Here is an 11,753-nt window from a genome sequence, read left to right on the forward strand (position 1 = left end):
GGGGGGGGGGTCCACCCCCGGGGGGCCCCCCCGCCCCCGCGGCGCCGCCCCCGGGGGGCGCCCCACGACGGAGGAGACGCCCATGGACCACCACGAGGTCGCCGAGGTACTGGACAAGCCGATCTCCCAGGAGTTGCTCGGATCGTCGATCCCGGCTCGCCTGGCCTACGTGGGCGTGGACGGCGCGCCCCGCGCGATCCCGATCGCGTTCTCCTGGACCGGCGAGCAGGTGCTGATGGCCACGGTGCCGAAGTCGGCGAAGGTGCGGGCGCTGCGCCGGAACCCCCGCGTCGCGCTGACCATCGACACCCAGGACCAGTGGCCGCCCCGGGTGCTGCTGGTTCGCGGCGCGACGCGCCTCGACCTGGTCGACGGCGTGCCCGACGCCTACGTCGAAGGCTCCCGCAAGCTCGTCCCGACCGAGCACTTCGGGAGCTGGGAGCAGGGGGTGCGGGCCCTCTACCAGCAGATGGTGCTGATCACGGTCGAGCCGGACTGGGCGAAGCTGCTCGACTTCGAGACCACCATCCCGCAGGCCGTCGAGGACCTGGTGCTGGCCCACCGGAGCGGCTGAGCCTCACAGGGCGACGAGCGCGATGGCGCGTAGGGCGAACACCACGAACGCAATCCCGGTGCCCACCCCGGCGGTGGCGCTGGGCGCCAGACCCGTCCGCCGGTGCACGAGCACGCTCAGCCCGGCCGCGAGGACGATGACGGCCGCCAGCGCGATCATCCCCGGGTCGTCGAAGAGGAACGCGAGCGGCACGAAGTGCGCGCCGACGACGAACGCGATCCAGCTCGGGATCCACTGCGCCCGCTTGGTGAGCGCGAGGACGGCCGCCCCGAGGCCGGCGGCCCCGAACTCGACGCCGCTGACGATCCCGAACGCCATCCGCGTCTGCGGGTCGGCCATCGCCATGCCGGTCCCCCACACCCGCCACGCCAGCAGCCCGCCGACGACGGCGAGCAGCAGGCCCAGCGCCGACCCGAGTCCCAGCGGCAGCCGCCACCGGGCCGGCGGGGCCTCCTGGGCCCAGCCGAACCAGACGAACGCGGCGACCCCGAAGATCGCCGCGCAGACGGCGAGGTCCTGGGTGAAGGGCGCGGTGTCCACCCGTCCAACCTGGTCGGAGCGCCGGTGTCGGGGTAGTGACATCGGTCAGCAGTGCGCCGTGGATTCTGCCCGTGGATCCTCGCAGCGCTGGCGTGGCCTCGCAGGGCGTGTGGGGACCACGCAGCGCTGGCTGGGTCGTCGCAGCGCGCCGGCGGGCTGCGAGCCCACACCTGGTGCTGCGAGGACCCCGGCCCGCTCAGTCTCGCAGCGCTGGTGAGGTCGTCGCAGCGCTGGTGGGGTCGTCGCAGCGCTGGCGAGGGACGTCGCAGGCGACAGCCGGCGCTACCGGTTGGTCCGCCACCTGGACAGCGTCCGGAGCCTGGTCGTGGAGCCGGCGTAGGTCAGCGCGGCGGGACGACCACCTCGTCGCCGACGGCGACGGTCCCGGTCCGCAGCACGGAGAACTTCGCCCCGAACACGACCCCTCCCCCGTCGTCGCGCCGGTACTTCGCCAGCGTCCGCAACGGCTCGGGCCCCGACCGCCGCCCGGTCTCCTGGTCGACCAGCGTCGTCGCGCACCGGACCGCGAGCTTGGCGAACCCGAGCCGCACGTCGCCGATGACGAGTTCGGCGGCGTCGTCCTCCTGGTGCGGCTCGTCCCACCCGTCGACGACGAGGTTGGGTCGGAACCGGCTCATCGGCACCGGCTCGCCGTCGACGCGCTCGTTGAACCCACGCATCGAGGCGGTGGAGAGGACGTGCACGGCCCCGCTGTCGGCGTAGGCCGCGCTCCCGGGATTGAGCCCGTCGGTAGTGCGCTGGTGCTCGGGCGGCACGCGCACCAGCCGACTCGGCGCCCCCACGACCGCGCTGATCCAGTCGGCGGCCTTCGGGCCCTGGTCGATGCCGGTGTAGGGGTTCCCGAACAGGGTGACCGGCCGCCGCCGGCCGTCGCGATCGATCCGCACCCGGACGCCCTCCACCCCCGGCGCCCGCAGCTCGAGCTCCGCCCCGTCGTCACTGACCCGGGGATGGATCGTCGCCAGGAGGGGGTCGCCGCGCTGGGTGCGGAAGGTGCCGTCGGGGTCGACGACCATGAACGCGCGGTCGTCGGGCAGACCCGCCGGGCCGAGCGCGCCCGCGTCGAGCGCCACCCCCGCGCAGCTCTTGATCGGGTACGTCCACAGCTGGAGCAGCTCGGCCACGTCTCTCCTCGCAGTCGTCCTACCCGGCAACACTAGGCACGGGGCCGCCGCGGCGTCCCTGACCACTCGGCCACAATTCCCTGCCCGTCGATCACCAACCACTGCCCGCCGCGGTGATGTCCCGACCCGGCCCCGTCGACAGAAGCTGGTCGCCTCGCCGAGATCGCTCGGCACCGATGGGGGGAACGATGAGGATCGACGACACCGGCACGGACGCCGGACCGCGCAAGACGATGGTGGTCGCACTGGCCGCCGCCCTGGCCGCCCTGCTCGCCGCCGGCGCCGCCCTGTTCGTATTCGGTCTGGGCACGCAGGCCGTCCCGGGCACGGGCACCAGCACGGCCGCCTCGACCGCCGACGACCCGGACGAGGGCGGCGAGGTCGCCATGCTGGCCTTCCCGAACCGCCCGGCCCCGCCCGGCTTCGACGACGACGGCGGCGCCACCGACGGCGGCTACAACGAGCCCGAACCGCCCGCCGAGCTGCCGCCCGACACCTCGGCGCGGACCCTGAACGACCTGAAGAACGACGGCTGGACCTGCACGAAGCAGGCCCTCTCCGGCGGCACATGGGTCTGCACGAAGCCCGGCCAGAAGGACTTCTACTGCAGCTCCGAGAGCTCGTGCGACCAGCTGCTGCGGGGTCGCCACGGGAACGAGATCGACCTGTCGGGCAGCTCCAACGCCCCGGTGACGCACGGCCCGACGGGCGGCGGTGGCGTCACCACCGGCTCCGGCACTCACGCAACACCCTGATCTCCGAAGCACCACCCGGGCCCCGGCACACCCGTGCCGGGGCCCGTTCGGGTGCTCACGCCGAACGCGCTACGTCGAGAACTGGTCGCTGACCCTCGACATCGCGATCCTGCTGCGCACCGCCCGCTCGCTCGTGCGGCGCGCCCGGACCGTCCCGCCGTCGAGAACGAACTTGTCGTGATCAACAGGGCTTGTCGATCACGACAAGTTCGTTCTCGACGGGATCAGCGGGCGGGGACCTGGCGGGGCGCGATGACGTCGACCAGGGTGCCGACGGCCTCGTGGATCAGCATGGCCGCCCGGTGGTGCGCCTCCTGCGGGCCGCCCATCGGGTCGGGGACGCGGTCGGCGTCGGGCGCCGCGGGCGGGGCCAGGCCGCGGCGGGTGCGCACCAGCTCGACCAGGGCGTGCGCCCGGTCGATCGGGGCGGCCGGCAGCACGGCCGGCTCGATGCCGGCGGCCAGCCGGGCGAACTCGCGCAGGCTGAAGCAGGTGGCCAGGGCGGTGGGCTCGCGATCGATCACCGCGGAGCGGTGGCGCACGTTCACGCCGAACACGACGTCGGCCTCGCGGATCAGCTCCGAGCGCAGCTGGCGGCCCCGGAACGCCTCCGCGCCCAGGCCGTCCAGCCCCCACGGCGCCAGCTCGCGGCGCGAGTACTCGTGCATCGGCGCCCCGACGACCGCCTGCACGCCGGCGCTGGACAGCTCGAAGGCCGACGCCTCCCGCCCGCCCAGGCGCCCGACCAGCAGGTGGCGGGTGAGGATCTCGGCGAACGGGGAGCGGCAGATGTTGCCGGTGCAGACGAACAGCATCCTGAACCGGCTCGCCTGCTTCGCGTGCCGTCCCACGGCAACCATTGTCCCGGCCGTGGCCGCGGGCTCGTCGCTCGGTTCGCAGACGTACACGGGACGTCAACGTAGGCGGGCCGACGTTGGCACGCCCGGCCCAGTCCACGATCGGGTCATCAGTCTTGTGGATGCTGGACCGGAAGGGCTAACGAGCGGTGCCTGAGCGACGACAGCCCGTGCGTCCGCCCGCCGCGCGCCGCCCCCAGGAGAACCCCACCGCAATGGCTGCCTCCCCCGCCCGCTGGCGGCTGCGCTACGCGCTGACCGCGGCCCTCACCGACATCGCCGCCGTCTCCGCCGCGGTCCTGTCCTACGGCCTGTTCGGCAGCTCGCCGCACGGGCGCGTGCTGGGCGTCGGCGTCGTCGTCGTGCTGCTGACGGCGGTCAGCCTGGCGGTGTCGCGGGCCTGGGACGCCGACACGGCCGGTGGCGGCTCGCGCGAGTTCACCCGGCTGCTGCGCGGGTTCCTCGGCTCCGCGGTGGCGATCGGGCTGATCATCCTGGCCGCCGGGCTGGACCACGGGCGCCCGTGGGTCTTCGCCGTGCTGCCGACCGGCGCCGCGCTGGCCGTGTTCGGGCGGCTGTGGCTGCGCCACGAGCTGCACCGGCGCCGTCGCGCGGGGCAGGCCATGGCCCGGGTGCTGGCCGTCGGCGACCTCGACGGCGTCGCCGGGCTGATCCGGCGCACCCGGCGCGTCCCCGAGCACGGCTGGATCGTCGACGGGGTGTGCACGCCGGCCGGGACGGGCCCGGACGGCGCCTCCTACGTCGACGGCGTGCACGTTGTCGGCGACCTGGACGCGGTGCCCGCGCTGGCCCGCAGCGGCCAGTTCGACGTCGTGTCGGTCGGGCAGGCGCCCGGCTGGACGACGACCCGGCTGCAGCGGCTGGCCTGGGAGATGGAGGGCACCGGCGTCGAGCTCGCCGTCGACCCCGGGCTCATGGAGGTCGCCGGGCCGCGGCTGCACGTCGCCAGCGTCGACGGGCTGCCGCTGCTGCGGCTCAGCCACCCGACGTTCCGCGGGCTGTCGCGGCTGCTCAAGGGCGGTATCGACCGGGTGGGGGCGCTCGTCGCGCTGGTGCTGCTCTCGCTGCCGATGCTCGTCATCGCCGGCCTGGTGAAGCTCGACGGCGGGCCGGTGTTCTTCCTGCAGCGCCGGGTCGGCGTCGGCGGGCGCGAGTTCCGGATGGTCAAGTTCCGGTCGATGGTCGTCGACGCCGAGGCGCGGCTCGAGGCGCTGCGCAAGGCCGACGAGGGCAACGGGGTGCTGTTCAAGCTGCGCCGCGACCCGCGGGTGACGCGCACCGGCGCCGTCCTGCGCCGCTACTCGCTCGACGAGCTGCCCCAGTTGTTCAACGTGCTCACCGGCTCGATGTCGCTGGTCGGCCCGCGGCCTCCGCTCCCACGGGAGGTCGCGGGCTACGCCAACGACGCGCGGCGGCGGCTGCTGGTCAAGCCGGGGATGACCGGGCTGTGGCAGGTCAGCGGGCGCAGCGACCTGTCCTGGGAGGAGACGGTGCGGCTCGACCTGCGCTACGTCGAGAACTGGACGATGGCGCTGGACGCGCAGATCCTCGCGCGGACGGTGCACGCGATGGTGCGGGGCGACGGGGCGTACTGAGCCGGGCTCAGGTCGCGCCCACGTCGAGGAGGAGCGTCCCGCCGGCCGCGTCGACCAGTTCCGGGCCGAACATCGCGCCGGGGGTGGAGGCGCCCGGTCGGCCCTCGCCCCGGCTCAGCCGCAGGGCGACCTCGGCGGCGACCCCCGCCGTGAACGCCATCGCCTCGCCGGCGCGCATCCAGCCCTCGCGGACCGTGCCGTCAGCCCACTCCACCCGCGCGTGCGCCCAGGTCGACTCCCGCGCCGGGGGCTTCGGCGTGACCCGGACGCGGGAGAGCGCCCGCACGGCCGCCCGCCGCAGCGGCGGCACCGCCATCAGCGCGCCGACCGCCGGCAGCACGGCGCGCACCAGCGGACCGGACGCGGTGTAGGTGGAAGCCGCGACGACGAACGGTGCGCCGCTGGCCCGGTGGGCCGCCTCCAGGTCCGCGGTGGGTCCGCCCGCCGTGGACACCGTGGACCCGTCGGGGAGCGTGAGGCGCTCGGCGGCGCCGCCGGGACGGGTGCGGGTGAGCCGGCCGTCGGCGTAGTGCCGGCCGCCGGCCGCCAACGCCCCCACGATCGTCGCGGCCAGCGCGACGCCGACCGGGCCGGGTTCGCCGCCGAGCACCGGCACCGCGTCCACCCGCACCCGCCGCGGCGCGGGCCGGTCCGCGCACAGCGCCAGCACGACGCTCTCGGTGCCGAGCACCCCGAAGCCGGCCGCGGGCACGATGCAGCGGTCAGTGGCGACGGCCTCGTCGTGCAGCCCGAGCAGCGCGGTCACCGCCGGCAGCTCGTTGGACAGGTCCAGGTAGTGGGTGCCCGGCGGGCACGCACGGGCCACGGGCAGGGCCGTCTCGGTGAACGGGCCGATCGTGTTGACCACGACCGCCGGCCGGCGCCGGATCAGCTCGGCGCAGATCGCCTCGACCGAGCCGGCCACCAGCGGGGTGCCGCCGACCTTGCCGGCCACCTCCCGCAGCCGGCCCGGGTCGCGCCCGACCAGCACCGGCGCCGGCGCGCCCCGCGCCACCAGCTCTGCGGCGATCGCCCGGCCGGTCCGGCCGGCGCCGCCGAGGATCCAGATCCCGTCCATGGCGCCACTGTCCGGCCGCCGACCCGGGTCGGTCCAATGAGGATTGCGGCACGCGCATCCCGATCCGTGCAACACTGCACGTCGATGGACCTGGACCTCCGCCTGGTGCGGTGCTTCACCGTCGTCGCCGGCCACGGCCACTTCGGCCGCGCCGCCGCCGAGCTGCACCTCACCCAGTCCTCGCTCAGCCGGCAGATCTCCCGGCTGGAGCACGACGTGGGCGCCCGGCTGCTCGACCGCACGCCGCGGGGCACCCGGCTCACCGAGGCCGGCGCGGCGTTCCTCCCGCTCGCCACGGAACTGCTCGACGACGCCGACCGGGCCGTCGCCCGCGCGCGGGCCGCCGCCACGCCGAGCCGGATCACCATCGGCCACACCACGAACCTGGTCATCACGCCCGCCGTGCGCGAGATGCGCCACCGCCATCCCGACGTCGACGTGCGAACGCTGCACCTCGACCCCACCGACGTGCGGTCCGCCCTGCTCGACCACCGGGTCGACGCGGTGGTCTCCCGGCTGCCGTTCCCGACCGACGGGTTGGCCGTGACGGTCCTGCGCGACGAGCCGAGGGTGCTGCTGGTGCCGCTCGACCACCGGTTGGCCGGCAAGGAGTCGGTCGCCCTGGACGACATCGCCGACGAGCCCCTGCCCCGCTCGTCCGACCCGGACTGGAACGCCTTCTGGCGCGTCGACCCGCGGCCCGACGGGCGCCCCGCCCCGGACGGGCCGCTGGTGGCGTCGGTGGAGGACAAGCTGGAGCTGATCGCCGGCGGGCAGGCGGTCGCGATCATCCCCGCGGTGGTGGTCCCGACGTACAACCACCCCGAGCTCACCACCGTGCCGTTGCGCGACGTCCCGCCGAGCCACGTCGTGCTCGCGACCCGGGCCGACGACCGGGGCCGGCTCGTCGCGGCGTTCCGCCGGGTCGCCGCGACGCACCTGACCACTGACGACCCACCGCCCTGACCCGCAGCGGATAGCAGCATCGGAATCGATTCTCGACGACAGGCGCGTCATCGGCCCCGCGATCGAGTGCGACCCATTCGGCGGTGATGCACTGCCGGAAATGACGGCACACGGAAATGCGCCGACCACATCGGCGCGGCCGGCGTATCGAATGAATCGTTGTGGGATCTGTACCCGCGGACGTCCTACCGGGGCCGGCGCCGACCCCGGTAGGACGTCCGGATCATCGCTCAGTCGTTGTTGGCGACCGCGGTGTCACAGCTCCGCGCGCTGTCGGTGGAGATCTGGTTCTCCGACTGCGCCGTGCCCAGGAGAGCGGCGGCACCGGCGACGGCGCCGGTGAGGTCCTTGACGTTGCCCTGGACCGGCGCGGCGCCGGCGTTGACCGGGACGTCGTTGTTGCAGGCCTCGATCGGTGCGACGAGGTCGTTGTCCGACAGGTTCAGCAGGGAGGCGTTGCCGTGGTTCTCGACCTCCGGCGGCGCCGGCTGGGAGTTGGCGAACGCCAGCGGGCTGACCGCGAGCAGGCCAACCGTGGCCGCGGCCACGACGAGTCCAGCCTTCTTGAACATGGGTTCTCCTTGAAGTGATCCGGCTCGACCGAGGTCGAGCCATTCCGAGCCGGCGGATTTCGAAGTGGGGAGCCTCAATGCCGGCCGAGCAGAACGCTAAGGCGCGGATACCTCGGCGAGCAAGCTCGCTGTGCTTTCGGGTGAGGATCGTCGAATGCGACCGGTATCGGCTGAGTGCTACGCACGCGACGGGTTCGCGGTACGCCACGAGGTGAACCAGTCGCTCCCGGTGCGCAGATGCCGAGTAGTCGATCACTGGGCGCAGTCGTACCCCGCCTTTAGTCCATGATCCATCCGGGCTCTCGATGTTTGATCTTGATCGATGCCTGGCCGGCCGTCGGTTCACCCGGACCGGCTACCGGCGACCGACCGGCGGGCACTGGTCATGCGCACGCTCACCCTGCCGCTGCCTGGCCGTCGACGCATCGCGGGCCGCGCGAGGGGCGTCTTCGCAGCGCCAGGTGGGTGTCGCAGCGCTGGCTGGGTCGTCGCATCGCGCCGGCGGGCTGCGAGCGCACCACCGAGTCTGCGAGGCACCCCGATGCCATGATCGACTCGACGGGGAGCGCGACGGTGGTCACCGCGCCTAAAGGATCAGTAGCACTACGGATGAGCCACCCGCGACGACCCGGATAGCGTTCCCACCAGCTCGAACGGCACGAACGCTCCGGGGGGTCGGAGTACGAGGGGGGACGGAAAAGGGGGGTCACGCCGGCGCTGGGGGGCGTCGGCGTGTGCGAGAAGGGGAGTCCTGTCGCAGGGGGTTGCGGCAGGGCTCCTCTCGCGTCCGGGGGACCTACTGCACGACGACGGTGAACCGGCCGGCGCGGTGGGTCAGGTTCTCCGGCATCACCACGGCGTCCATGCCGTTGTTCGCGGCCAGGGCGACGATCTCGTCGGGCAGCCAGCGGGTCAGGCAGGTCTCGCCGCGTTGGCGGCTGTAGCGGTGGGCGTCGGTGACACCGTCGCGCACGGCGCGGGCCAGGAAGCGGTGCTGCGCGGCGAACCGCAGCAGTCCGAACAGCTCGCCCACCGTCGACGCGTCCGGCGGCGGGATGTCGGACAGCACGATCCGCCCGGCCGGGGCGAGCAGGGTGCGCCAGCGCGACATCCAGCGGCGCAGCTCGTCGCGGCCCATGTACTGCACGACGCCGTTGACCAGGATCAGGTCGAACCGGCCGAACGCGCCGAGCGGGCTGGGGCGGGCCAGGTCGACCGGGAAGGCCGTGGGGAACCGGGCCACCCGGTAGGCGGTCGCCCGGCGCATCTCCGGCGCGGCGTCCCAGTACCCGACCGCGGCCACCGCGGGCGCCAGCAGCTCCACGGCGTGCCCGCAGCCGCAGCCGAAGTCGAGCACACGGTCGATCCCGCGCACGGGCAGCGCCGAACGCAGCCGGGTGATGTAGTCGCGCGCCTCGACCGTGACCCGCTGGCGGTGGGCGGGCTCCTCCCAGTGCGCCGACCAACTGGGCGCCGGCTCGGTCGTCACCGACGTCCCGTCGGCGCGGCGGGGGTTGCGCGGGCCGGATAGCGGGAAGCACCGGGATGCAGGTCGCAGTGGGCCACGATCGTGTACCTCCCGATGAGCACGCTGTCACCGACGCACGGCCCCGCCGGAGCGGGACCGCGATCAGGCTACCCGAGCCACCCGACCGTCCGGCGAAGGCAACGCCCGGTGGCCGCTCCGTGTCGTCGACCGGGGCAACCTCCCCGCGGTCCCGCGCGTCCGGCACGGACCGTGTTCTGCTCGGTGAACCACCGGCACGGCGTGCACGGTGCGGGAATCCGCGGAGCACTGCTTCTCGTCGGTCGGGCTCCGCTGGTCCGACCACGTCCGTTTCGATCCGCGCTACCTTCGACCTACGGAGGTCGACGCGCTCATCGGCGACGCGTCGAAGGCCCGCGAGCTGCTGGGCCGGGCGCCGGAGGTCATGCCCGACGAGCTCGCCCGCGTCATGGTCGACGCGGAGCCGGCCGACCTCGGGCGCACCCGCGATCCGGCCGTGGCCCGGCGCCCGAACGCAGTGAGCCGACACCGAGCCGACACCGAGCCGACACCGAGCCAGCGCTGACCAGCACCGGGCGCAGGGGGGACACATGACCGCACGACAGCCGCGGCCGGGCGGCCGTCGCGCCGCGCTGCTGGTCGTCTGGGTGCTGGCCACGATGGGCGGCCTGCTGGTCGCCTCCACCACCAAGATCGGCCCGGTGGTGCTGGCGCTGACCGCCCGCCACGGCGTCCACGAGGGCGACCTGGTGGGCTTCGGCATCTTCTACGGCATCGCGCTGCTGGCCACCCTGGTGTTCCGGCCGCGACGCGCGCCCGCCCGCCCGACGAGCCCGCCCCTGCCCGCCTGGCCGCGCGGCAGCGGCGCGGACGCACCCACCGTGCGCCTGCACCCGGCGCCCGGGTACCGGGCGTGGTCCGACGGCCCGACCCGCCCGATCCGGACGGGCACCGCCCACCCGGACGACCCGTACGGCAGGCAGGCCGGCTGACCCGCCGCCGCGGCGCCCGCGGCGGCGGGGTGTCAGGCGGCCGTGCCGGTGCCCAGCCATGGCTCCCAGGCCGGCAGCGGCTCGATCGCCAGCACGAGGATCCCCCCGGCCGCGCGGTCGGGTGGGCGCGGCACGAAGCCCAGCGTCCAGCCGATCTCCTCGACGAGGTGGTCGGCCTTGCGGGAGTTGCAGGCCCGGCACGCGGCCACGCAGTTGTCCCAGGAGTGGGTGCCGCCCCGGCTGCGCGGGACGACGTGGTCGATGGTGTCGGCGCGCTTGCCGCAGTAGGCGCAGCGCCTGCCGTCGCGGCGCAGCACGCCCGCCCTGGTCATCGGTACGGCCTTGCGGTACGGCACGCGTACGTAGCGGGAGAGCCGCATCACCGAGGGAGCGGGGACGGTGAGGCTCTCGGAGTGGAACGCCGCGTCCAGGGCGGCTTCCACGCACTCGGCCTTTCCGGTGAGCATGAGCACGACGGCGCGCTTGGCGGTGACGACCGCCAGCGGTTCGAACGTGGCGTTCAGGAGCAGGACCCGGGACCCGGAGGAAGCCGCACCCGGGCGCAGTGCGACTCCTGGTGGCCCCTCCTGTTGTTCGGGGTCACCGTCGGGCTTGGGTTGTCGATGCTTCACGCGACCACCTCCGTGCGCTGAATCAGACCATAGCGAGCCCGGATGACGCACGTGTGATATCGGAGCGATCCGGCGGGGCGGGGGTGATCGGTCCGCGCCGTCGAGCCCCTGCTCGGACGGGGTGGTTACGCCGAGCGCACGACCACGCCCGACACACCGGCCCGTCCGGCCCGCAGCGCCGCGCCCACGACGGCGACGTCCTCGGGACGGTCGACGCCCGCACGCACGGCCAGCACCACGAGGTCGGCGGCGCGCAGCGCGGTCGGCAGGTCGGTGTCGGCGCCCGCGGTGCCGGCGTCGAGCACCACCATCGACGCCCGCCGCGCCTGCGCCGCGATCAGCGCGTTCAGGCCGCCGGGCACGTCGTCGGTGTCGGCGTCCAGGACGATGAGGCCGTCGACGAGTGCGCGGCCGCGGCCGTCGGGGTCCATCGGCAGCACCCGCTCCAGCGGGTCGCGGCCGCGGTGCCGCGCGCCCAGCCGGACCAGCACCGTGGCGGCCCGCTCGGCCGCCGCCACC

At 74.4% G+C, this 11,753-nt stretch carries 13 protein-coding genes and 1 pseudogene; 6 read left to right on the plus strand and 8 right to left on the minus strand.

From position 1 onward, the window contains the following. The first annotated feature begins 82 nt into the window (after window positions 1-82). Complete coding sequence (locus KIK08_RS07625) at window positions 83-574, plus strand: pyridoxamine 5'-phosphate oxidase family protein (protein WP_214402304.1); 492 nt, start codon at window positions 83-85, stop codon at window positions 572-574. A 3-nt stretch (window positions 575-577) separates the two neighbouring features. On the opposite strand, the gene KIK08_RS07630 is transcribed toward KIK08_RS07625, so the two are convergent. Continuing rightward, window positions 578-1,114, minus strand: a complete 537-nt coding sequence (locus tag KIK08_RS07630; RefSeq protein WP_214402305.1) for a hypothetical protein — start codon at window positions 1,112-1,114, stop codon at window positions 578-580. A 341-nt stretch (window positions 1,115-1,455) separates the two neighbouring features. After that, window positions 1,456-2,259 (minus strand): MOSC domain-containing protein, encoded by an 804-nt coding sequence (locus KIK08_RS39640; protein WP_308257477.1) that lies wholly within the window; start codon window positions 2,257-2,259, stop codon window positions 1,456-1,458. Window positions 2,260-2,447: 188 nt separating this feature from the next. Here KIK08_RS39640 and KIK08_RS39645 point away from each other — a divergent pair, with 188 nt between their 5' ends. Next, a complete protein-coding gene (locus KIK08_RS39645) occupies window positions 2,448-3,014 on the plus strand; it encodes a hypothetical protein (RefSeq protein ID WP_250556526.1) in 567 nt (188 codons plus the stop codon). A gap of 224 nt (window positions 3,015-3,238) precedes the next feature. Here KIK08_RS39645 and KIK08_RS07640 read toward each other — a convergent pair whose 3' ends face one another. Then, on the minus strand, window positions 3,239-3,865 hold the full coding sequence (locus tag KIK08_RS07640) for an arsenate reductase/protein-tyrosine-phosphatase family protein (protein WP_214402307.1): 627 nt from the start codon (window positions 3,863-3,865) through the stop codon (window positions 3,239-3,241). Window positions 3,866-4,086: 221 nt separating this feature from the next. Here KIK08_RS07640 and KIK08_RS07645 point away from each other — a divergent pair, with 221 nt between their 5' ends. After that, a complete protein-coding gene (locus tag KIK08_RS07645) occupies window positions 4,087-5,487 on the plus strand; it encodes a sugar transferase (RefSeq protein ID WP_214402308.1) in 1,401 nt (466 codons plus the stop codon). Between the two features lie 7 nt (window positions 5,488-5,494). Here KIK08_RS07645 and KIK08_RS07650 read toward each other — a convergent pair whose 3' ends face one another. After that, window positions 5,495-6,565: a saccharopine dehydrogenase NADP-binding domain-containing protein gene (locus KIK08_RS07650; RefSeq protein ID WP_214402309.1), complete on the minus strand. Its 1,071-nt coding sequence runs from the start codon at window positions 6,563-6,565 to the stop codon at window positions 5,495-5,497. Window positions 6,566-6,649: 84 nt separating this feature from the next. On the opposite strand from KIK08_RS07650, the gene KIK08_RS07655 reads away from it, so the two are divergent. Continuing rightward, entirely contained in the window at window positions 6,650-7,531 is an 882-nt protein-coding gene (locus KIK08_RS07655; protein WP_214402310.1) for a LysR family transcriptional regulator, read from the plus strand. 230 nt (window positions 7,532-7,761) lie between these two features. Here KIK08_RS07655 and KIK08_RS07660 read toward each other — a convergent pair whose 3' ends face one another. Both KIK08_RS07660 and KIK08_RS07665 read right to left on the minus strand, forming a co-directional pair. Further along, complete coding sequence (locus KIK08_RS07660) at window positions 7,762-8,103, minus strand: hypothetical protein (protein WP_214402311.1); 342 nt, start codon at window positions 8,101-8,103, stop codon at window positions 7,762-7,764. 796 nt (window positions 8,104-8,899) lie between these two features. After that, window positions 8,900-9,592, minus strand: coding sequence for a class I SAM-dependent methyltransferase (locus KIK08_RS07665; RefSeq protein WP_214402312.1), 693 nt, complete (start codon window positions 9,590-9,592; stop codon window positions 8,900-8,902). A 280-nt stretch (window positions 9,593-9,872) separates the two neighbouring features. Here KIK08_RS07665 and KIK08_RS07670 point away from each other — a divergent pair. After that, window positions 9,873-10,175, plus strand: a pseudogene (locus tag KIK08_RS07670) (GDP-mannose 4,6-dehydratase); the annotation flags it as partial. 25 nt (window positions 10,176-10,200) lie between these two features. Next, on the plus strand, window positions 10,201-10,602 hold the full coding sequence (locus KIK08_RS07675; RefSeq protein WP_214402314.1) for a hypothetical protein: 402 nt from the start codon (window positions 10,201-10,203) through the stop codon (window positions 10,600-10,602). Between the two features lie 32 nt (window positions 10,603-10,634). Here KIK08_RS07675 and KIK08_RS07680 read toward each other — a convergent pair whose 3' ends face one another. Both KIK08_RS07680 and KIK08_RS07685 read right to left on the minus strand, forming a co-directional pair. Continuing rightward, window positions 10,635-11,132: an HNH endonuclease gene (locus KIK08_RS07680; protein WP_214402316.1), complete on the minus strand. Its 498-nt coding sequence runs from the start codon at window positions 11,130-11,132 to the stop codon at window positions 10,635-10,637. A 227-nt stretch (window positions 11,133-11,359) separates the two neighbouring features. Next, window positions 11,360-11,753 (minus strand): hypothetical protein (locus KIK08_RS07685; protein WP_214402315.1); only part of this gene is annotated, 394 nt, incomplete at its 5' end.

It is taken from the genome of Pseudonocardia lacus (assembly GCF_018531445.1).
Classification (GTDB): Bacteria; Actinomycetota; Actinomycetes; order Mycobacteriales; family Pseudonocardiaceae; genus Pseudonocardia; species Pseudonocardia lacus.